Source organism: Psychrobacter sp. Marseille-P5312, from assembly GCF_900291405.1.
Classification (GTDB): Bacteria; Pseudomonadota; Gammaproteobacteria; order Pseudomonadales; family Moraxellaceae; genus Psychrobacter; species Psychrobacter celer.
Window position 1 is genome coordinate 1,792,696 of the sequence record NZ_OLML01000001.1, and the last position, 19,171, is coordinate 1,811,866.

The 19,171-nt window shown below is 47.3% G+C and carries 26 protein-coding genes and 1 tRNA gene; 22 read left to right on the plus strand and 5 right to left on the minus strand.

The window, feature by feature from the left end:
• Nucleotides 1–128 precede the first annotated feature (128 nt).
• Nucleotides 129–659 carry a DUF2726 domain-containing protein gene (locus C6W44_RS07685; protein WP_105244900.1) on the plus strand — a complete coding sequence of 177 codons (531 nt, stop codon included), beginning with the start codon at nt 129–131 and terminating at the stop codon, nt 657–659.
• Between the two features lie 54 nt (nt 660–713).
• On the opposite strand, the gene C6W44_RS07690 is transcribed toward C6W44_RS07685, so the two are convergent.
• The 5 genes from C6W44_RS07690 to gatC form a co-directional block, all read right to left on the minus strand.
• On the minus strand, nt 714–1,658 hold the full coding sequence (locus tag C6W44_RS07690; RefSeq protein WP_105244901.1) for a DUF1853 family protein: 945 nt from the start codon (nt 1,656–1,658) through the stop codon (nt 714–716).
• A 219-nt stretch (nt 1,659–1,877) separates the two neighbouring features.
• A tRNA-Pro gene (locus tag C6W44_RS07695) sits at nt 1,878–1,954 on the minus strand.
• A 115-nt stretch (nt 1,955–2,069) separates the two neighbouring features.
• Nucleotides 2,070–3,596 (minus strand): Asp-tRNA(Asn)/Glu-tRNA(Gln) amidotransferase subunit GatB, encoded by a 1,527-nt coding sequence (gatB, locus tag C6W44_RS07700; RefSeq protein WP_105244902.1) that lies wholly within the window; start codon nt 3,594–3,596, stop codon nt 2,070–2,072.
• On the minus strand, nt 3,596–5,092 hold the full coding sequence (gatA, locus tag C6W44_RS07705) for an Asp-tRNA(Asn)/Glu-tRNA(Gln) amidotransferase subunit GatA (RefSeq protein WP_105244903.1): 1,497 nt from the start codon (nt 5,090–5,092) through the stop codon (nt 3,596–3,598). The genes gatB and gatA overlap by 1 nt, the downstream gene beginning before the upstream one ends.
• A 66-nt stretch (nt 5,093–5,158) precedes the next feature.
• On the minus strand, nt 5,159–5,473 hold the full coding sequence (gene gatC, locus C6W44_RS07710; protein WP_105244904.1) for an Asp-tRNA(Asn)/Glu-tRNA(Gln) amidotransferase subunit GatC: 315 nt from the start codon (nt 5,471–5,473) through the stop codon (nt 5,159–5,161).
• Between the two features lie 621 nt (nt 5,474–6,094).
• Between gatC and C6W44_RS07715 the strand changes: the two genes are divergently transcribed.
• From C6W44_RS07715 to rpsH, 21 genes are all read left to right on the plus strand, one after another.
• On the plus strand, nt 6,095–7,123 hold the full coding sequence (locus C6W44_RS07715; RefSeq protein WP_083608617.1) for a rod shape-determining protein: 1,029 nt from the start codon (nt 6,095–6,097) through the stop codon (nt 7,121–7,123).
• A 250-nt stretch (nt 7,124–7,373) separates the two neighbouring features.
• Nucleotides 7,374–8,228, plus strand: a complete 855-nt coding sequence (gene mreC, locus C6W44_RS07720) for a rod shape-determining protein MreC (RefSeq protein ID WP_105244905.1) — start codon at nt 7,374–7,376, stop codon at nt 8,226–8,228.
• A gap of 74 nt (nt 8,229–8,302) precedes the next feature.
• Nucleotides 8,303–8,788 (plus strand): rod shape-determining protein MreD, encoded by a 486-nt coding sequence (mreD, locus tag C6W44_RS07725; RefSeq protein ID WP_105244906.1) that lies wholly within the window; start codon nt 8,303–8,305, stop codon nt 8,786–8,788.
• 198 nt (nt 8,789–8,986) lie between these two features.
• Nucleotides 8,987–9,697 carry a Maf family protein gene (locus C6W44_RS07730; protein ID WP_105244907.1) on the plus strand — a complete coding sequence of 237 codons (711 nt, stop codon included), beginning with the start codon at nt 8,987–8,989 and terminating at the stop codon, nt 9,695–9,697.
• A 154-nt stretch (nt 9,698–9,851) separates the two neighbouring features.
• The gene (locus C6W44_RS07735) at nt 9,852–11,495 is read left to right on the plus strand and encodes an Rne/Rng family ribonuclease (protein ID WP_105244908.1); all 1,644 of its coding nucleotides are present in this window, start codon (nt 9,852–9,854) and stop codon (nt 11,493–11,495) included.
• 466 nt (nt 11,496–11,961) lie between these two features.
• Nucleotides 11,962–12,273, plus strand: a complete 312-nt coding sequence (gene rpsJ, locus C6W44_RS07740; protein ID WP_010196670.1) for a 30S ribosomal protein S10 — start codon at nt 11,962–11,964, stop codon at nt 12,271–12,273.
• 47 nt (nt 12,274–12,320) lie between these two features.
• Nucleotides 12,321–12,959 carry a 50S ribosomal protein L3 gene (rplC, locus tag C6W44_RS07745; RefSeq protein WP_075102269.1) on the plus strand — a complete coding sequence of 213 codons (639 nt, stop codon included), beginning with the start codon at nt 12,321–12,323 and terminating at the stop codon, nt 12,957–12,959.
• 14 nt (nt 12,960–12,973) lie between these two features.
• Nucleotides 12,974–13,576 carry a 50S ribosomal protein L4 gene (gene rplD / locus C6W44_RS07750; protein ID WP_075102270.1) on the plus strand — a complete coding sequence of 201 codons (603 nt, stop codon included), beginning with the start codon at nt 12,974–12,976 and terminating at the stop codon, nt 13,574–13,576.
• Nucleotides 13,573–13,923 (plus strand): 50S ribosomal protein L23, encoded by a 351-nt coding sequence (gene rplW / locus C6W44_RS07755; RefSeq protein ID WP_075102271.1) that lies wholly within the window; start codon nt 13,573–13,575, stop codon nt 13,921–13,923. Before rplD ends, rplW begins: the two co-directional genes overlap by 4 nt.
• Before the next feature lie 11 nt (nt 13,924–13,934).
• Complete coding sequence (rplB, locus tag C6W44_RS07760; protein ID WP_100749084.1) at nt 13,935–14,765, plus strand: 50S ribosomal protein L2; 831 nt, start codon at nt 13,935–13,937, stop codon at nt 14,763–14,765.
• 12 nt (nt 14,766–14,777) lie between these two features.
• Entirely contained in the window at nt 14,778–15,053 is a 276-nt protein-coding gene (gene rpsS, locus C6W44_RS07765) for a 30S ribosomal protein S19 (RefSeq protein ID WP_058368265.1), read from the plus strand.
• Nucleotides 15,054–15,063: 10 nt separating this feature from the next.
• Nucleotides 15,064–15,393 carry a 50S ribosomal protein L22 gene (gene rplV / locus C6W44_RS07770; RefSeq protein WP_045446615.1) on the plus strand — a complete coding sequence of 110 codons (330 nt, stop codon included), beginning with the start codon at nt 15,064–15,066 and terminating at the stop codon, nt 15,391–15,393.
• 3 nt (nt 15,394–15,396) lie between these two features.
• Complete coding sequence (rpsC, locus tag C6W44_RS07775) at nt 15,397–16,119, plus strand: 30S ribosomal protein S3 (RefSeq protein ID WP_075102273.1); 723 nt, start codon at nt 15,397–15,399, stop codon at nt 16,117–16,119.
• Between the two features lie 3 nt (nt 16,120–16,122).
• Entirely contained in the window at nt 16,123–16,536 is a 414-nt protein-coding gene (gene rplP, locus C6W44_RS07780; RefSeq protein WP_025644399.1) for a 50S ribosomal protein L16, read from the plus strand.
• Nucleotides 16,536–16,733 carry a 50S ribosomal protein L29 gene (gene rpmC, locus C6W44_RS07785; protein WP_025644397.1) on the plus strand — a complete coding sequence of 66 codons (198 nt, stop codon included), beginning with the start codon at nt 16,536–16,538 and terminating at the stop codon, nt 16,731–16,733. The genes rplP and rpmC overlap by 1 nt, the downstream gene beginning before the upstream one ends.
• Nucleotides 16,730–17,005 carry a 30S ribosomal protein S17 gene (gene rpsQ / locus C6W44_RS07790; protein WP_021813375.1) on the plus strand — a complete coding sequence of 92 codons (276 nt, stop codon included), beginning with the start codon at nt 16,730–16,732 and terminating at the stop codon, nt 17,003–17,005. The genes rpmC and rpsQ overlap by 4 nt, the downstream gene beginning before the upstream one ends.
• A gap of 181 nt (nt 17,006–17,186) precedes the next feature.
• Nucleotides 17,187–17,555, plus strand: coding sequence for a 50S ribosomal protein L14 (gene rplN / locus C6W44_RS07795; protein ID WP_010196702.1), 369 nt, complete (start codon nt 17,187–17,189; stop codon nt 17,553–17,555).
• Between the two features lie 8 nt (nt 17,556–17,563).
• Entirely contained in the window at nt 17,564–17,881 is a 318-nt protein-coding gene (gene rplX, locus C6W44_RS07800) for a 50S ribosomal protein L24 (RefSeq protein WP_075102275.1), read from the plus strand.
• Between the two features lie 21 nt (nt 17,882–17,902).
• Entirely contained in the window at nt 17,903–18,439 is a 537-nt protein-coding gene (rplE, locus tag C6W44_RS07805; RefSeq protein WP_075102276.1) for a 50S ribosomal protein L5, read from the plus strand.
• A 12-nt stretch (nt 18,440–18,451) separates the two neighbouring features.
• The gene (rpsN, locus tag C6W44_RS07810) at nt 18,452–18,757 is read left to right on the plus strand and encodes a 30S ribosomal protein S14 (protein ID WP_075102277.1); all 306 of its coding nucleotides are present in this window, start codon (nt 18,452–18,454) and stop codon (nt 18,755–18,757) included.
• 11 nt (nt 18,758–18,768) lie between these two features.
• Nucleotides 18,769–19,167 carry a 30S ribosomal protein S8 gene (rpsH, locus tag C6W44_RS07815; RefSeq protein ID WP_105244909.1) on the plus strand — a complete coding sequence of 133 codons (399 nt, stop codon included), beginning with the start codon at nt 18,769–18,771 and terminating at the stop codon, nt 19,165–19,167.
• Nucleotides 19,168–19,171 lie beyond the last annotated feature (4 nt).

A 19,171-nucleotide genomic window follows, 5' to 3' on the forward strand; every position in this document is an offset into this window, starting at 1 on the left:
TCTGTTTTTGTATCACCTGTCAGCCTAAAAAGGTTGACCTGCCGTGATTATTCAAATGCCCAGCTATGCTTGTGAACCTTCGCAGCTGGAACTTGGGTAATCACTTGTTTATTTTATAAGGTAAAACCATGTCGTTTGGCGTTGTATTTTTAATATTGGCTGTTGGGTTTTTAGGGCTAATTACGTTACCAAAACTATCCTCAAAGCGTCAAAGCACCGAGCCTGAGCCAAAGCCTGTGCGCGGTGATGAGTTGGCCATTTGGCCATTTACACCGACGCCTATCATGACTGATACTGAGGTGATTTTTTTTAAAAAATTAAAAAACGCCTTGCCCGAGTATCACATATTTGTGCAGGTGCAGCTGTCGCGAATCATTGAAGCCAATAGCGATGAGACCTCCGAGCGTAGCTTTTGGTTTAACCGCATTTGTCGTCAGAGTGTCGATTATGTCATCGTCGATATCGACGCGCAGACCACCTTAATGGCTATCGAGCTTGATGATTGGACACATAGCAGCAAATCACGCCAAAAAGCCGATGACAAAAAGGACAAAGCCCTTGCTAGCGCAGGTATTCCTATCGTGCGCTTTCACGCTGAGCGTATGCCAAGCGCGGATATGCTCAGATATGAGCTGATGCAGGTGATTGAGACGTACTGATAATGATGGTTGTTGGTCGTGATTAAAACTGACCTCTCGGATTGAGGGTGCGGGCTACTCACACTGCCTCGGATAGATGACAATTGGTCTGTCACCTTCAAAATATAGCCCTGTCTTTGGCAGGCTCTTCTCTGACCAAGCCTGTGCAAGCGCTCGTCTGGCGTAACGGTCATAAAAGCTGCGTTTGGTAAACCACTCAATATAGTACGCGCGCCGCAGAGTGCCCGTATCGAGCGTCGCAAGACTGACGGCGTCGCTTTTATCACACCATTCATGCAGCGGAAAGCTGGGCGTTAGCCAATCTGGTTTATCAAAGCCATAGATATTGAGCGGCAAAAAAAAGCGGCCTTTGATAATACCGTAGCGTTTGTCGATTTTTACTTGCCCGTGATTAGCGGTATCGACCCACACAGCGCGGAACTGCTTGGTCTGCATGTGGGTCATTTTGCGCTGTAAGTTGTCATTGGAATTGATACCGACCCAGTTTGCAGGCTCAAACGGCGGTGCACCCATAAAAAACTTGATCGCCAGCTCCCAGTGTTCGGTCAGATTGTCCTGATGATTGTATAAAATCAGATCCAGCTCGCCCGTCGTCTGTTTGCCGTTATACAACTGCACATTGTTAGCAAGCGTCTCGTACGGATGTAATTTGCGCACAAAGCCATCTTCTAGCCAAAATGATAACAATCCCTCAAAGTGAAAACCTAAGCGATTGGGACTGGGACGTGCCAGTAGATATCGCGTCAGCGCCTGATACGCATTGGTGGTATCGAGTTCCTCTAAGCGTGCCTGATAGGCTGCAAACTGCTGCTGCCAAAAGTGCGCGCTATGGACCGACACGGTATGTGTGTTCTGATGCGGCGCAACGTCCAACCACTTTGTTAAGACAGTGGGGCAGGCCAGCACATAAGCCAAATCGCGCACATAAGGGCGCCGATAGGCTTCCCACGGTGCGGTATGTAGATAAGTAAACGGGCCATGAGCCGTCGGCTCGATCATAGGATAAACCATCATTACAGTGTACGTTTACCCTAGCGGCTCATGTACCAAAAGTCTATAGTCAATCGATGACGTATTATAAGTCTAAAGTGTTTGTCATCAATGAAGCGCTAAGCGCAATTACGAAGGCATCTTTGTAGTATTTAGTAAGAAGTTATTAACTATAAAAAAAGCCAACCATTGATAGCAATGGTTGACTTTTTCTTTAACTACGATGTTTGGTCGGAACGGCAGGATTTGAACCTGCGACCACCACACCCCCAGTGTGGTGCGCTACCAGACTGCGCTACGCCCCGAATGACTGACTATTTTACGCAAAATTAGGCATATTGCAAGGGCTATTTATCTTGCTACCCATTTGCCCCAAAATTTTACATATCCATAGCCAGTATGAGCGCCATATTAGCAGGGCTATCCCAGCAGCTCTTTTAAAATTTGGTTGACTTGCTGCGGGTTGGCGCTACCGCGGCTGGCTTTCATCACTTGCCCGACCAGACCATTAAAGGCTTTTTGCTTACCGCCTTTATACTCATCTACCATCGTTTGGTTGTTGGCGATGACCTCTTCGACCATGGCTTTGATAGCGCCAGTGTCCGTTTCTTGTTTTAGGCCCTTTTCTTCGATGATTTTATCTGCCGCATCATCGCCGTCGCCGCCTTCGCGCTCATATAAGGCGCTAAAGACTTTTTTGGCCAATTTGCCAGATAGCGTATCGTCTTTGATACGAGCCAGCATACCAGCCAATTGCTTGGCGCTGATAGGGGAGTGGGTGATGTCTTTATCGTCTTTATTGAGGGCGCCGAGCAGGTCGCCCATCACCCAGTTGGCTGCCATTTTGGCATCTTGCTGGCCCACTTCTGCCACCACAGCTTCGAAATAATCAGCAAGCTGACGGCTGCCTGTTAGGATGCGAGCATCGTATTCTGACAGATCAAGCGCTACCTCAAAACGGCCACGGCGAGCCACAGGCAGCTCAGGCATGGCAGCACGAATGCTGTCAATCGTATGCTGCTCGATACGGACAGGCAGTAAGTCAGGGTCAGGGAAATAACGATAATCGTTGGCGTCTTCTTTGGTGCGCATGGTGCGGGTTTCATCGCGCTCAGGATCATAGAGCATCGTTGCCTGCACGACTTTACCACCGTCTTCGATGATGTCGATTTGACGTTCGATTTCGCGGTTGATGGCGCGCTCGATAAAACGGAACGAGTTTAGGTTTTTGAGCTCAGTACGGGTACCGAGCTCGCCGCCAGGTTTGCGCACAGAGACGTTACAGTCGCAGCGGAATGAGCCTTCTGCCATGACCGCATCCGAGATACTCAGCCAAGTGACCAGTTGATGAATGGCCTTGATATAAGCCAGCGCTTCATCCGCTGAGCGCATGTCAGGCTCAGAGACGATTTCGATGAGCGGCGTACCCGCACGGTTGAGATCGACACCCGTCATGCCATCGACGGCATCGTGGACTGATTTACCCGCGTCTTCTTCTAGGTGCGCGCGGGTGATACCCATCCGTTTTGGGTATTCATTTTTTTCGCCTTCATTGACCACCACATCGATATAGCCGGTACCCACGATAGGGTTGGCCATTTGGGTGATTTGGTAGCCTTTGGGCAAATCAGGATAAAAGTAGTTTTTGCGATCAAAGGTGTTAAAAAGACCCAGCTCGGCATTGACGCCCATACCGAACTTCAGTGCGCGCTCGACCACGCCAGCGTTGAGTACCGGTAGCACGCCAGGTAAGCCTAAATCGACGATGTTGGCTTGGCTGTTTGGCTCGTGGCCGAAGTCAGTTGGGGCGCTAGAGAAAATTTTACTGTCAGTGTTTAGCTGGCAGTGAATCTCAATGCCGATGACCACTTCGTAACCATCAACAAACAATTCGGGACGAACGCTGTCGTTATGAGCGGTATTCTCAGTCGTAGTAGCTGTGTTCATTATACCGTCTCCTTTGCGACGAGTGAGTGTTGTAGATGATGATCGGTATGCTGCTGAAACAGATGAGCGGTCGTTAGCAGCTGACTTTCTTGCCAGTGCTTACCAATTAACTGTAAACCGATCGGCAGACCGTCTGAGGTCAAACCAACGGGCTGACTAAGTGCAGGCAGACCCGCTAGGTTGACTGCGATGGTATACACGTCGCCTAGGTACATGGTCGCAGGGTCGAGGTCTTCTGCCAGCTTGTAAGCTGCGGTCGGCGCGGTGGGACTGGCGATGACGTCACAATTGGCAAAAGCATCATCAAAGTCTTTGACAATTAAGCGGCGCACTTTTTGCGCTTTGGTGTAGTAAGCATCGAAATAGCCTGCCGATAGTGCATAAGTACCAGTGAGGATACGGCGCTGTACTTCAGGGCCAAAGCCTTCAGAGCGTGAGCGCGTGTATAGGTCAATCAGATCTTTTGGTTCTTCACAGCGATAGCCAAAGCGCACGCCATCAAAGCGTGATAGGTTGGAAGACGCTTCGGCAGGGGCAAGCATATAGTAAGTGGCCAACGTGATATCAGGATCGGTGATATTGACCTCGACGATGGTTGCTCCCAGCTCTTCGTATTTTTTGAGTGCGGCACGGGCGGCTTGTTCGACTTCGCGGTCGAGGCCTTTGCTAAAGTATTCTTTGGCGACGCCGATACGTAGTCCTGCAAAGGGTTTGTCGCCTGCAGCGGCCTCTGCATCATGGATGTCTTGTACATAATCTGGCATGTCGTGCTTGATGGAGGTGGCATCGCGCGGATCATGACCGATCATCGGCTGCAGCAGATAGGCACAGTCTTTGGCGCTTTTGCCCATGCTGCCGGCTTGGTCGAGACTTGAGGCATAGGCAATCATGCCAAAGCGTGACACACGGCCATAAGTGGGTTTGATGCCGGTGAGGCCACAAAACGAAGCGGGCTGACGAATTGAGCCGCCCGTATCACTACCGGTCGCCACAGGCACAAAACCGGCGGCGACAGCGGCTGCACTACCACCAGATGAGCCGCCAGGGACGCGTTCCAAATTCCATGGGTTTTGTACTGTGCCATAGTAAGAGCTGCTGTTGTCCGAGCCCATTGCAAACTCATCCATATTGAGCTTACCTAGGCTGATCATGCCCGCTTTTTCGATATTGGTCACGATGGTGGCATCATAAGGCGAGACAAAATTGTGTAGCATCTTTGAGCCACAAGTGGTCAGCACGCCTTGGGTACAAAAAATGTCTTTATGCGCCATGGGCACGCCAAGCAGGCGACGTTTATCGCCTTGGGCGCGCATCTCGTCCGCAGCTTTCGCTTGCGCGCGCGCCGTCTCAGGGGTGTGGGTGATAAAGCTGTTGATCTTAGTGTCTAGGGCGTCGATACGTTTGATATAGTGTTCGGTTAATTCTGCGCTGCTAAACTGTTTTTCTTGCAAGCCTGTAATCAGCTGCTCGGTACTTAATAGATGAATCTCAGACATAGGGTGTCGTCCGTCAAAGTGTTAATAGCATAAAATAAGATAAAGCCAATAAAGTCATGCAAGTCGTTATTCAATCACTTGTGGCACCAGATATAGGCCGTCTTCGACTGCTGGTGCGACCGACTGATTGCGTGTGCGATCGATATCATGTTTGGCGACGTCAGCACGCAGCTCTTGGCAGGCTTCATGGATGTTTGATAAAGGCTTGATGCCTGCGGTGTCGACATTGCTTAGCGTGTGCATCAGTTTTAACACTTTGCTGATGTCGTCCGCGTAGCTGCTCGCCGTGCTGTCATCCACGCCCAAACGGGCAAGGTTGGCAACTTCTAAGATTTCTTCACGGCTGACGTTGTTGTCAGACGTTGCTGGTTGCTGTGACATAGTTTCTCCAATGAAGGACAGTTTTGGTTAGTTTCAATTTGGGTGGTGTCAAGACGTGACCACTAAAAATAAGAGGATTGCTAAATAAGATTGTATCTTGAGTTGGCTTATTATAAAGCATCTGACCTAAGTTTACAGAGCACAGCATTTGATTGATGCATAATATCAACCAAGTTAAAATGATTTACAAAACTGACCGTATAGTTAGTGTTTCATTTTTAAATGCTCACCCATTGTTCGCTGAAATACGTTACAGTATGCACCTGCTACTGAGCAAAATCATCATCTGTCTGTAGCGCCTTGTTAGTTATTGAATTAAATGGTCTTTCATGAAGTCAAATGGTCTTGCTGACGATTTCAAACTTTGTAACAACTTTTAGCATTTAGGACCAAAATCCTGACTTACTGACGCAAATATCTATGTTTTTTTTTGAGCCAAATCGGTATAATTTGCCTCAGTTTTTTCATTTCATTATTATTGCTTAGGTTTGACTTGTTGCGAGGTTCAATTTTCGCCACAGGTAATGTCTATCGACGACCTGCTCAACACTGACGAGGAACGCCTCAGTCACTCTCATTCGCCTCATTCGCCTCATTTGTAATACGCTGGAAATATTAGTCATGAACCTGTTTGGATTTTTATCAAATAATATCGCTATCGACCTCGGTACTGCGAACACCCTCATTTTTATTCCTAATAAAGGCGTCGTGCTTGACGAGCCTACGGTGGTCGCGCTACGAAGTAATCGTACTCAAAACCCTACCGTCGCCGCTGTTGGTATCGATGCCAAGCAGATGCTAGGTCGTACACCTGCCAACATCACCGCCATTCGTCCACTAAAAGACGGGGTGATTGCAGACTTTGAGGTGACCCAAAAAATGCTAAAGCACTTTATCACTAAGGTAAAAGCCAAGCGTTTTATGGCGGAGCCAAATGTGGTGGTATGTGTGCCATGCAAGTCTACTTTGGTAGAGCGTAAAGCGATACGTGAGGCGGTGTCATCAGCGGGCGCCAATAAAGTATTGCTGCTTGAGGAGCCAATGGCAGCAGCAATCGGTGCTGGCATGCCTGTCCATGAAGCCAGCGGTTCGATGGTGGTGGATATCGGTGGCGGCACCACTGAGATTGCCGTGATTGCATTATCAGGCTGCGTCTATGCCGAGTCGATTCGTATCGGCGGCGATATGTTTGATGAGGCCATTATCACCCACGTACGCCGTACCCATGGCTGCGTCATCGGTGAGACGACGGCTGAGCGTATCAAACAAGAAGTGGGCTCGGCACTGAACGAAGACAGCCAGCTAGAGGTAGAAGTACGTGGTCGTAGCATGGCAGAGGGTGTGCCAAAGACCTTTACCGTCAATTCAGAAGAAGTGCAAAAAGCTCTTAGCGATCCATTAAGCGGTATCGTCAGTGCGGTCAAAGCAGCACTCGAGCAAACGCCACCTGAGCTATCATCAGACATCGCTGAGCGCGGTATTGTCTTGACAGGGGGCGGTGCGCTATTACGTGATTTAGACAAGCTTATCTCCAAAGAGACCGGTCTACCAGTGACAGTCGCCGAAGACCCATTGACCTGCGTGAGCCGCGGTGGTGGTATTGCGCTTGATTTTATCAATAACAAAAGCCTAAACATGATTTTTGTCTAAACAGCTTTAGCAGGCGCATGGCTGCGGTGGTACTAGTCGTGCGCTGATGAGGGCGGTAGAGCGCGTGGCAGTATCCATCATGTTCAAAAGACCCTAATAAGGGTATAGCTTTATAGTGAAGTGAAAAAAGGTGAAAGTAAGGTGGCCAGATGCGCGGCCTGTCATCTCAGTAATAAGTACAAAGTACGCTCAAGCCATGAAAAGCAAGGCCATATCCTTGCTTATTTTAAAATTGCTAATTAGACCTCTTATGATTCCAAGTATTTTTGCCCGTCAGCCGTTATCACTTCGTAAGACTGCCATTGTATTGATAGTCGCTTCGATACTGATGTGGTTTGATAGCAAAAACGCAGAGTGGTTTAACCCTGTCCGTAATACCAGCCATGCCGCCATGCAGCCCATCTATCAGCTGTCACTGTTGCCGAGTTATGCTCAGCACTGGGCTAGTGGTAGTTTGCAGTCCAAAGAAGCCTTGCGCCGCGAAAACATGCAGCTAAAATCACAGCTGATCCACGCGCAGGCCAAGCTGCAGCAGCAAGACTATATTTTGGCACAAAACGCTCGCTTGCAAGGCATTTTGTCGACCACCAAGCCTGAGCAGTTTGATCTTAATTTGGCGCAAGTGATTGGTACCGACACCAACTTGCTCAGGCAAATTGTGGTCATCAATAAAGGCGCGCAAGATGGCGTACAGGTGGGTCAGACGGTCATCGACGAAGATGGTATTTTGGGGCAAATCATCAATGTCTATCCCAACACCAGCCGATTGCTACTAATCACCGATGAGCAGCAGTCTGTGGCGGTGACGGTCAAACGTACCGGTCAGCGTGCCATCGTGACAGGCAAAGGCATCCCGACGTCTTTGAGCTTGGATTATGTGTTTAAAACCTCAGATGTGCGGGTGGGGGATGAGCTGGTGTCGTCAGGGTTGGGTGGCCGTATCCCAGCAGGGTATCGCGTTGGCCGTATCGCTCAGATCGAGGACACGCAGGCGGATAACTTTAGAAGCATCGAGGTCACACCTACTGCCAATTTTATTGACAATGCCTATGTACTGATATTGCAAGACAAGCTGATCAATAAAAACAATACCGTCATCAATTAGCCATCGCCTAAGCCTAAGAAAGTATCTCATCGTTTGGCGTTTGCAGCCGCTACGTCTCATTAAGGTAAGTGCTCATGTCGTATCCTGATTCTGAGAATGAAACAGTACTGCTGATTGCTGTCATTATTGTCAGTATCGTCGTGGCCTCATCCCTCAATGTCTATCCATTAAGCCCCAGTATGGCCACCTTGCGACCCATGGTCATGATTATGGTGCTGATTTTTTGGCTGTTGTTTCAGCCGCGCTATGTCGGTATCTTTACTGCCTTTACGGTGGGTATCATTGCCGATTTGTTGATGGATACCCATTTAGGTCAGCAAGCCTTTGCTGCTGTGCTGGTCGCTTTTGTTATCAAAGTCACCAGTATTTATGTCAGACAATTAAATACATGGAGCGCGTGGCTACTTGCCAGTCTTAGTTTGCTGATCTTTCAGTTGACGCTGTGGATATTGCAAATGTTTATCCAAAATGTGTTTGTCGTTCAGTCCGCTTTGTCATTAGTCATGAGTATTCTTAGCTGGCCTTTGGTGCTTTTGGTGCTACGTAAGTTTGCGCGTTGATACGTTGATACTGACGCATCCATGAGCGAGTCGATCACCCTATAAGACAAGCGTGCTCACTGTGCGTGCTGCTAGCAAAATATGCCCTCATGAAATGTTAAAACAAATCAACATGACCGTATTTATGACCTTATCTGCAAGCGTTGTCAGCCCACAAGTTTATACAATCAGACAAATTTATATAATAAGAGATGAATAATGGATATTATTTTAGCGTCCGGCTCGCCGCGTCGTCGTGAGCTGTTGTCTAGAGCGCAGCTGGACTTTACGGTCATGAGTGTCGATATCGACGAAACCCCGCATGCCAATGAATCCCCCAAAGACTATATCGAGCGCATGGTCACTACCAAAGCCGCCGCCGCGGTACAGCAGCTAAATGCTAACAGTAGGGAAGAGAATGTGGATAAAGACGTTGAGCCGCGTCTGGTGTTAACAGCCGATACCATCGGTGTCCTAGCAGACGGCAAAACGGTGCTGGTCAAGCCTACAAGCCGTGAGCAGGCGTATGAGATGTGGCAGCAGATGTCTGATACGGTGCATGAAGTATGGACAGCGGTGCAAGTGACCCTTATCGCCCGCTCTGCTCATCTGGTGCCCTGCGATAACGCCGCTGCGCATGCAACAGCCGCCCATGCACTCAAGCAGCCTGTATGGCAGGTCGTTTCTCAGCAGCAGCTCACGGAGCGCACGGCGGTGACCTTTATCCCCTTAACGGCGCAGATGATGCGTGAGTATTGGGACAGCGGCGAGCCTCAAGACAAAGCAGGAGGTTATGGCATTCAGGGGTTAGGCGCTGCTTGGGTGAGCCGTATCAACGGTAGCTATACCAATGTCGTCGGCTTGCCACTTGCGCAAACGTTGGCTCTGATCAATACCGTCAGCCAACACAGTAGTGCAAGCGTGTCGTGATAATCAGCTGCTGAGTTGTTTTTTTTACGCACACTTTTTATCCACATAATGACACGCTAGGATAATGGGCAAGCACAAGGCGCATTTGTTACACTGTAAGCCTAACAGGCGATGAACGTCGAATAAGAAAGCTGAGAGATAAGAGAAAAATATTATGTCCGAAGAGCTGCTGATTAATATTAGTCCAATGGAGTCGCGTGTCGCCGTGCTAGACAACGGCATTTTGGGCGAGATTTATATTGAGCGTCATCATAAATTGGGGTTGGTGGGTAATATTTATTTGGGTACAGTGGTGCGGGTCCTGCCAGGTATGCAGGCCGCTTTCGTTGATATCGGTCAGTCACGCACAGCGTTTTTACACGTCAACGATATGCAGCGCGAGCCGCGTCCGGCAGTAGATAAGACAAACGCAAACGCAATAGCCAAAGACAGTCATGCCCAAGCTGGTGCTACTGTCGATGGTATGGCCAATGAGCGCGCGATTAGCGATGATGGCGTGATTGGTGCGATGGACGATCTACCAGTGACGCCGCCTGTGGTCGAGGTGCAGAGTACAGAGGTCGTACCAGCCGCCAAGACCTTGATTCAGCACCGTTTGCATGAGAGCCAACGTATCCTTGTGCAAGTGACCAAAGATCAGCTCGGCAGTAAAGGCGCGCGCTTGACCACCAATATCTCGCTGCCTTCACGTTATTTGGTTTATCTACCATCGAGCGACCATATCGGCATCTCACAGCGTATCGATGGCGCTGATGAGCGCATGCGTCTAAAAACCGAGCTAACCTGTCTGATGCAGACAGTCAATCTCAAGGGCGGCCTGATTGCACGTACGGCCGCTGAGCGTGTACCAGTCGCAAAACTAGAAGAAGACATCTATTATCTGTTGCAGTTATGGCGGACGATCTGTGCACGCCGTCAAGAGATCAATCATCATCAAAGCTCAGAGCTTATCTATCAAGAATTATCCTTACCGCTACGCTCGATACGCGACTTGGTACATAGTGATACCGAAAAAGTCGTCATCGATAATAAGCAGGTGTATGAGCAAGTCAGATACTTTGCCAAAGAGTTTGTCCCCTTTATCTATGATCGCATCGTTCACTACACGGCAGAGCAATCACTGTTTGATGTGCACCGAGTCGAAGATGATCTGAGAGATGCGCTCAAACGCCGTGTCGATCTCAAATCTGGCGGCTATTTGATTATCGATCAAACCGAAGCCATGACGACCATTGATGTCAATACCGGCTCTTTTGTCGGTGGTCGCTCATTAGAGGATACGGTCTATAAGACCAATCTTGAAGCCACCCATGCCATCGCCCGCCAACTACGATTGCGTAATCTGGGCGGTATCATTATCCTCGACTTTATCGATATGCTCGAGCAGCAGCACAAAGATGACGTATTGACCAGTCTGCAAGAGCAGTTGGCGCAAGATTATGCTAAGACCAAAATCACCCAAGTCAGTGAGCTGGGGTTGGTTGAAATGACGCGCAAACGTACCCGTGAATCGCTGGGGCAGCAGCTCTGTGAGCCGTGCTCTACCTGCCAAGGGCGCGGCTTTGTTAAGACCGCTGAGACCGTCTGCTTTGAGATTTTCCGCGAAATCATGCGCTGCGCTCGCACTTATAACTCTCCAAAAAAGTTTACCGTGGTGGCTCATGCCGCTGTGATCGATTTACTGCTCACCTCAGAATCAGATACCGTCGCTGATTTGGAGTATTTATTAGGTCGGGTTATCACCTTCGATGTCGAAAACCTCTACACTCAAGAGCAGTATGATATCGTTTTAGACTAGTGAGTGAATTGAATACAGACCCTAGAATAACAGCCATTATTGAGAGGTTTTATTGATGTTTTATCAGGGTGTAAAAGAGACTTCAATAAAAATATTATCGATAAAAACGCTTGTTTATAAAGGGTAAAATCTCAAGCGCCCATTGATATTACTCTTGCAATGACCAAAATTCTATGTATAATACACACCACTGAATTATATATGCGCAGCCAATAAAACAGCTGGCGCTATGACAGCTAGAGCATCGTTTCTAGCACTATTTCATTATGCCTTTGCTGACATCCATAAAAGTGGAAGGGTTGGCGGGGCTTTAAATTATTTTGCTTTTAGCACGCTGCTGGTTCTCTCGAAGAACAGATTCTGCAAAGAATGGGAAGCCGCTTGAAGTAAATCTTTAACCAAACGGCTTTTGATCATAGTCTTGCAGCGCAAGAATGACAAAGGCACATATTAGGAGCTTGCTGGCATGGCTAACCAGAGAATCCGTATCCGTCTCAAGTCATTTGATCATCGTCTGATTGATCAGTCGGCCCAAGAGATTGTCGATACTGCAAAGCGCACCGGTGCGCAAGTTTGTGGTCCTGTACCGTTGCCGACTCGCATTGAGCGTTTCAACGTTCTAACCTCACCACACGTCAACAAAGACGCACGTGATCAGTACGAAATTCGTACCCACAAGCGTATGGTTGATATTGTTCAGCCTACTGACAAAACTGTGGATGCGCTAATGAAGCTTGATTTAGCGGCGGGTGTTGACGTTCAAATTGCTTTGGGTTAATGCAAAACACACCCAACCCATTAATATAAGATATAAAGAGGTCTAAAATGGCGATCGGTTTAGTCGGTAAAAAATGCGGCATGACCCGTGTCTTCACTGAAGCAGGCGCATCTATCCCTGTCACAGTGGTTGAGGTCGATGCAAACCGCATTACTCAAGTAAAAAATACTGATGTAGATGGTTATCAAGCCATCCAAATCACCACAGGTACCCGTCGTGACAGCCGCGTAACGGCCGCACAAAAAGGTCACTTCGCGAAAGCTGGCGTTAAAGCTGGCCGTGGTGTTTGGGAATTTCGTGTCAATGATAGCGAACTTGAAGGTCGTGAGATTGGCGGTGAGATCCTAGCTGACTTGTTCGAGCAAGGTCAGATGGTTGATGTCACAGGACAAAGTAAAGGTAAAGGCTTTCAAGGCGGCGTAAAGCGTCACAACTTTAGCATGCAAGATGCGACTCACGGTAACTCAGTATCTCACCGTGCCCTTGGTTCAACTGGTCAGAACCAGTCACCAGGTAAAGTCTTCAAAGGCAAAAAGATGCCAGGTCAAATGGGTAACAAGCGCGTTACCGTTCAGGGCCTAGAAGTGATATCAGTGGATGCCGAAAAAGGGTTACTTGTCATCAAGGGTGCTATCCCAGGTGCCACCGGTGGCGATGTCATCGTACGTCCGTCAGTCAAAGCCTAAGCAAGGGGATTAACGTGGATTTAAAAACAGTTACAGGTGCGGCGGTTGAGCTTTCTGATACGGCTTTTGGTCGTGAATTCAACGAAGCATTAGTGCATCAGGTCGTCACCGCATATCTTGCAGGTAGCCGTCAAGGTACACGTGCGCAAAAAACCCGTGCCGAAGTTTCTGGCGGTGGCATTAAGCCATGGCGCCAAAAAGGTACTGGTCGCGCTCGTGCAGGCTCTATTCGTAGCCCAATCTGGCGTTCAGGTGGTCGTGCATTTGCTGCAAAACCACAAGATTGGTCACAGAAAGTAAACCGTAAAATGTATCGCGGTGCGATGCAGTGTATCCTAGCCGAATTGATTCGCCAAGAGCGTTTGATTTTGGTAGAAGAGCTAAGCGTTTCTGAGCCAAAGACCAAAGAGCTGATTGCAAAGTTAAATGAGCTTAATGCACCTCGTGCACTCATCGTCACCAAAGAAGTTGACGAAAATTTATACTTAGCCGCTCGCAACATTCCACACGTCAATGTACTTGGTACAAACGAAGTGGATCCAGTGAGTTTGATCGCATTTGATAAAGTGATCATGTCAGTTGAAGCTGCGAAACAATTTGAGGAAGCACTAGCATGAATAACGCAAGACTTTATCAGGTCTTAAGAGGGCCTGTATTCTCAGAAAAATCTCAAATGCTTGGCGACTCACTTGGTGTGCAGGTATTTAAAGTTGACTCTAACGCTACTAAGCTAGAAGTCAAAAAAGCAGTTGAGATGATGTTCGAAGGTGTTGAAGTTACTAAAGTGAACACTTTGAATGTTAAAGGTAAGACAAAGCGTTTTGGTAAGAGTATTGGCCGTCGTAACGACTATAAAAAAGCCTATGTTACCTTAAAAGCTGGTCAAGATGTACAAATGGCTGATGCTGGTGAAGAAGTTGCAAACGCGACTGATTCTACTAGTGAAACAGCGAACAACGAATAAGGATTACACTCATGCCTATCGTAAAAGCAAAGCCAACATCACCAGGCCGTCGTTTTGTTGAAAAAGTGGTGCATCCACACCTTTACAAAGGTCGTCCTTATGCAGCGCTTGTCGAATCAAAAAGTAAGTCAGGTGGTCGTAACAATAACGGTCGTATAACCACTCGTCACGTTGGTGGTGGTCATAAGCACCATTATCGTGTTATCGATTTCAAACGTACTAAAGACAATATCCCAGCGACGGTCGAGCGTATCGAATACGATCCTAACCGTACTGCTCATATTGCACTACTTAAGTACGCTGATGGCGAACGTCGTTATATTATTGCACCAAAGAAACTAGCTGCTGGCGATACTGTACAGTCAGGCGAAACTTCTCCAATCCGCCCAGGTAACTGCTTACCGCTAAAAAACATCCCATTGGGTACTGTGATTCACAATATCGAGCTTAAAATCGGTAAAGGTGCACAGATTGCTCGCTCTGCGGGTGCTAGCGTTCAGCTACTAGGCCGTGATGGTATCTACGCAATTCTACGTCTACGTTCAGGCGAGACTCGCCGTGTACACGTGAACTGCCGTGCGGTTATCGGTGAAGTATCTAATACTGAAAATAACTTGAAATCACTTGGTAAAGCCGGTGCTTCACGTTGGCGCGGTGTTCGTCCTTCAGTTCGTGGTGTTGCTATGAACCCGGTTGATCACCCACATGGTGGTGGTGAAGGTCGTAACAAAGGTCGCCATCCTACTAGCCCTTGGGGTCAGAAGTCTAAAGGACTTAAAACGCGTCACAATAAGCGTACTGACAGTATGATCATCCGTCGCCGTCGCGCCAAGAAGAAATAAAGGAAGAATTTCATGCCTCGTTCATTGAAAAAAGGTCCATTCATAGACGCGCATTTGTTTGCCAAAGTTGAGAATGCTATTGACACCAACTCTCGCAAGCCAATTAAGACTTGGTCGCGCCGCTCGATGATTCTGCCACAAATGGTTGGCCTAACTTTATCTGTTCACAACGGCCGTACTCACGTACCGGTTATCGTAAGCGAGCAGATGGTTGGTCATAAACTAGGTGAATTTGCCCCGACTCGTACATATCGTGGTCATGGCATTGACAAAAAAGCTAAGAGATAAGGTGCTTACCATGGAAGTAACTGCAAAATTACGCGGTGCCGCCATATCGGCACAAAAAGTTAGACTCGTTGCTGATGAAGTTCGTGGCAAATCGATTGAGCGTGCTTTGGATATCCTAACGTATAGCAACAAAAAAGGTGCTGTGTTTGTTAAGAAATGTCTTAACTCAGCCATCGCCAATGCCGAACACAACAACGGCTTAGATATCGATACTTTAAAAGTATCAACCATCTACGTTGATGAAGGCATCACGCTAAAACGTATCCTACCACGTGCTAAAGGTCGCGCTGATCGTATCAGTAAGCGTACTTGTCACATCACTATAAAGGTAGGAGAATAAGTTATGGGTCAAAAAGTACATCCAATCGGAATTCGTCTTGGTGTTGTAAAAAAGCATAATGCAAACTGGTATGCTAACCCTAAACAATACTCAGAATACCTCATCAACGATATTCAAGTTCGTGAGTATCTGCGCAAAAAGCTAGACAACGCGATGATCAGCAACATCATGATCGAGCGTCCTACTGGCGCAGCTAAAATCACCATCGCCACTGCGCGTCCTGGTATCGTGATCGGTAAAAAAGGCGAAGATATCGAAAGACTTCAAAAAGAATTGACCAAAATCATGGGCGTACCTGCTCAGGTCAACATTGAAGAAATCACATCGCCTGATCTAGATGCACGTTTGGTAGCAGACGGTATCGGTAGCCAGCTTGAGCGCCGTGTTATGTTCCGTCGTGCCATGAAGCGCGCCGTACAAAACAGCATGCGCTCTGGTGCTAAAGGTATTAAAGTTGAGCTGTCTGGCCGTCTTGGCGGTGCTGAGATTGCTCGTACTGAATGGTACCGTGAAGGTCGTGTGCCATTGCATACACTCCGTGCTGATATTGACTATGCGTCAATTCGCGCCGAGACAACTTACGGCACCATCGGTGTTAAAGTTTGGATTTTCCGCGGAGAGATCCTTGACGGTATGAACAGTGTTTACAATCCCGTCAACGAAGAGAAGCCTCGTGCGCCAAAACGCCGTGGTCGTGGAAACCGTCGAAACTCAGACAGAGGTTAAACTATGTTACAGCCAAAACGTACCAAGTTTCGTAAAATGCACAAAGGTCGTAACACAGGTCTTGCTCATCGTGGAAGCACCGTTGCATTCGGACAAATTGGTCTAAAATCACTGACGCGTGGTCGTATGACAGCTCGTCAAATTGAAGCAGCACGTCGTACCATCACTCGTAAAATCAAGCGTGGCGGTAAAATTTGGATTCGTGTATTCCCAGACAAACCAATCACCAATAAGCCTCTAGAAGTACGTATGGGTAAAGGTAAAGGTCCTGTCGAGTATTGGGTATGCGAAATCAAACCTGGTAAAGTGCTATATGAAATCGAAGGGGTCTCAGAAGAGCTTGCTCGCGATGCATTAACGCTTGCTGCGGCAAAACTGCCCTTTAAAACTACCATTGTTAAGCGGACGATAATGTAATGAAGATCAGTGAATTACGTGATAAATCATTAGAAGAACTGACCCAGTTACTTGATGAAAAGCAACTTGATGCTTTCCGTATTCGTATGGCTAAAGCAACTGGTCAGTTGGGTAATACCCATGAAGTACGTGCAAATCGTCGTACGATTGCTCAGCTTCAGACTTTGATTAACGAGAAACAACGAGGCGACTCATGAGCGATAACAATCAAACAGCTACCAATGCTAGCGTATTGACAGGACGAGTTGTCAGCGACAAGATGGACAAATCCATCACAGTTTTGATTGAGCGTCTGGTTCGTCATCCTTTGTATGGCAAACAGCTTCGTCGTTCTACAAAAATCAAAGCTCATGATGAGAATAACGTTTGCCAACAAGGCGACCTTGTCCGCATCAAAGAAACGCGTCCAATCTCAAAAACTAAGTCTTGGACTTTAGTTGATGTGGTTGAAAAAGTAGAAAAAATCTAAGTAAATTGCATTAAAAGCCAGAAGCTGTTAAAATAGCCGCCTTTTTAAGGATGCTGATTGCGCCCGTCGCATATCACTCACATTAAGAGTAAGTCGCGGTTATTTATAAAAAATGCCGTCTACTCATACTGTGCTAGCGGCAGCAACTGGTTTTTATTGCTCATACGTGTGGAGTAACGCTATGATTCAGGTTGAGTCAATGCTGGAAGTTGCAGACAATAGCGGTGCAAGGCGAGTTCAGTGCATTAAAGTACTGGGTGGTTCTCATCGTCGTTATGCATCAGTTGGCGACATTATTAAAGTAACGGTTAAAGAAGCCATTCCGCGTGGTCGTGTCAAAAAAGGCGACGTGATGAATGCAGTAGTTGTACGTACCAAAAAAGGCGTTCGTCGTCCTGATGGTTCTGTCCTGCGTTTTGATGACAATGCTGCGGTATTGTTGAACCAAAATAAAGCACCGATTGCAACTCGTATTTTTGGACCGGTAACTCGTGAACTACGTGGTGATCAGTTTATGAAAATTGTATCACTAGCACCAGAAGTATTGTGAGGTAATCCATGTCAAAATTACGTAAAGGCGATACAGTTATCGTGATTGCTGGGAAAGACAAAGGCAAGCAAGGTACTGTACAAGCTGTAAAAAATGATCGTATTAAAGTTGAAGGCATTAACATCGTCACCAAGCACCAAAAGCCAAATCAGGCGACTGGTACTGAAGGTGGTATCGTTAAGCAAGAAGCTTTTTTGCATATTTCAAATGTCGCAATCTTAAATGCGCAAACCCAAAAAGCAGATCGTATTACTTATCAGTTTGACGAAGACGGCAACAAACAACGCGTCTATCGTTCAAACGGTGAAGTAGTGGCGACTGCGTAAGACACTAAGGGTGTAATGGTAATGGCAAGATTAAAATCTTTATATAACGATAAATTAAAACAGCAAATCAAAGAAGAGCTTGGTTTGGCAAACGTGATGCAGGTGCCTAAAATCACTAAAATCACATTGAACATGGGTGTAGGCGGCGCGTCTCAAGACAAAAAATTGCTTGAAGGTGCTGTGTCTGACATGACCGCTATCGCTGGTCAAAAGCCTGTTATCACCAAAGCGCGCAAATCAGTTGCTGGTTTTAAGATTCGTGAAGAATGGCCAATTGGCTGTAAAGTAACGCTACGCGGTGAGCAAATGTACGAATTTTTAGATCGTCTCATTGCCATTGCAATTCCTCGTATTCGTGATTTCCGCGGTTTTTCGCCTAAAGCCTTTGACGGACGTGGCAACTACTCATTGGGTATCAAAGAACAAATCGTATTCCCAGAAGTAGATTTTGACAAGATCGATCGCATCCGCGGTATGGATGTGACCATCACCACGTCAGCAGGTACTGATGAAGAAGGTCGTGCGTTGCTTAAAGCATTCGGCTTCCCATTTAAATAAGGTAAAGACGTTATGGCAAAGAAGAGCATGATTAACCGCGAATTAAAACGCGAAAAAATGGTTGCTAAGTATGCTGAAAAGCGTATCAAGCTAAAACAAACTATTAGTGATATCAACGCATCAGACGAAGAGCGTATGGACGCGATGTTAGAGCTACAAGCACTACCACGCAACGCCTCACCAGTACGTCTACGCAATCGTTGTGCTATCACCGGTCGTCCTCACGGTTACTTCCGCAAGTTTGGCTTATCACGCAATATGCTGCGTGAGCGTGTCATGCAAGGCGATGTGCCTGGTGTTCGTAAAGCAAGCTGGTAAGGAGTAACTACATGAGTATGCAAGATACCGTTGGGGATATGCTAACCCGTATTCGTAACGCACAAATGGCCAATAAAGTGTCGGTAGCAATGCCGAGCTCTAAACTACGTAAATCAATCGCTGATTTATTGGTTGCTGAAGGTTATGTGGCGAGCGCAGTTGTGACAGAAGAAGAAAACAACAAAGCGACACTAACTATTGAGTTAAAATATTTCGAAGGCCGCCCTGTCATCGAAACGATCCAACGTTATAGCCGTCCTGGTCTTCGCCAGTTCCGCGGCAAAGACGCTATCCCTACTGTTAAGCAAGGTATGGGTGTTGCTATCGTATCAACCAGTCAAGGCATCATGAGCGATCGTGCTGCACGCGCTGCTGGTATCGGTGGTGAAATCGTCGCATTCGTTGCCTAATTAG

Coding starts and splice junctions, on each gene's coding strand:
- gatB (WP_105244902.1), bottom strand. CDS start 3,596: ATGAACACAGCTACTACGACTGAGAATACCGCTCATAACGACAGCGTT.
- gatA (WP_105244903.1), bottom strand. CDS start 5,092: ATGTCTGAGATTCATCTATTAAGTACCGAGCAGCTGATTACAGGCTTG.
- rpsN (WP_075102277.1), top strand. CDS start 18,452: ATGGCAAAGAAGAGCATGATTAACCGCGAATTAAAACGCGAAAAAATG.
- rpsS (WP_058368265.1), top strand. CDS start 14,778: ATGCCTCGTTCATTGAAAAAAGGTCCATTCATAGACGCGCATTTGTTT.
- rplX (WP_075102275.1), top strand. CDS start 17,564: ATGTCAAAATTACGTAAAGGCGATACAGTTATCGTGATTGCTGGGAAA.
- rpsC (WP_075102273.1), top strand. CDS start 15,397: ATGGGTCAAAAAGTACATCCAATCGGAATTCGTCTTGGTGTTGTAAAA.
- gatC (WP_105244904.1), bottom strand. CDS start 5,473: ATGTCACAGCAACCAGCAACGTCTGACAACAACGTCAGCCGTGAAGAA.
- C6W44_RS07730 (WP_105244907.1), top strand. CDS start 8,987: ATGGATATTATTTTAGCGTCCGGCTCGCCGCGTCGTCGTGAGCTGTTG.
- C6W44_RS07690 (WP_105244901.1), bottom strand. CDS start 1,658: ATGATCGAGCCGACGGCTCATGGCCCGTTTACTTATCTACATACCGCA.
- rplB (WP_100749084.1), top strand. CDS start 13,935: ATGCCTATCGTAAAAGCAAAGCCAACATCACCAGGCCGTCGTTTTGTT.
- rpmC (WP_025644397.1), top strand. CDS start 16,536: ATGAAGATCAGTGAATTACGTGATAAATCATTAGAAGAACTGACCCAG.
- C6W44_RS07715 (WP_083608617.1), top strand. CDS start 6,095: ATGAACCTGTTTGGATTTTTATCAAATAATATCGCTATCGACCTCGGT.
- rplV (WP_045446615.1), top strand. CDS start 15,064: ATGGAAGTAACTGCAAAATTACGCGGTGCCGCCATATCGGCACAAAAA.
- rplN (WP_010196702.1), top strand. CDS start 17,187: ATGATTCAGGTTGAGTCAATGCTGGAAGTTGCAGACAATAGCGGTGCA.
- rplP (WP_025644399.1), top strand. CDS start 16,123: ATGTTACAGCCAAAACGTACCAAGTTTCGTAAAATGCACAAAGGTCGT.
- mreD (WP_105244906.1), top strand. CDS start 8,303: ATGTCGTATCCTGATTCTGAGAATGAAACAGTACTGCTGATTGCTGTC.
- mreC (WP_105244905.1), top strand. CDS start 7,374: ATGATTCCAAGTATTTTTGCCCGTCAGCCGTTATCACTTCGTAAGACT.
- rplE (WP_075102276.1), top strand. CDS start 17,903: ATGGCAAGATTAAAATCTTTATATAACGATAAATTAAAACAGCAAATC.
- C6W44_RS07735 (WP_105244908.1), top strand. CDS start 9,852: ATGTCCGAAGAGCTGCTGATTAATATTAGTCCAATGGAGTCGCGTGTC.
- rplC (WP_075102269.1), top strand. CDS start 12,321: ATGGCGATCGGTTTAGTCGGTAAAAAATGCGGCATGACCCGTGTCTTC.
- rpsH (WP_105244909.1), top strand. CDS start 18,769: ATGAGTATGCAAGATACCGTTGGGGATATGCTAACCCGTATTCGTAAC.
- rpsQ (WP_021813375.1), top strand. CDS start 16,730: ATGAGCGATAACAATCAAACAGCTACCAATGCTAGCGTATTGACAGGA.
- C6W44_RS07685 (WP_105244900.1), top strand. CDS start 129: ATGTCGTTTGGCGTTGTATTTTTAATATTGGCTGTTGGGTTTTTAGGG.
- rpsJ (WP_010196670.1), top strand. CDS start 11,962: ATGGCTAACCAGAGAATCCGTATCCGTCTCAAGTCATTTGATCATCGT.
- rplW (WP_075102271.1), top strand. CDS start 13,573: ATGAATAACGCAAGACTTTATCAGGTCTTAAGAGGGCCTGTATTCTCA.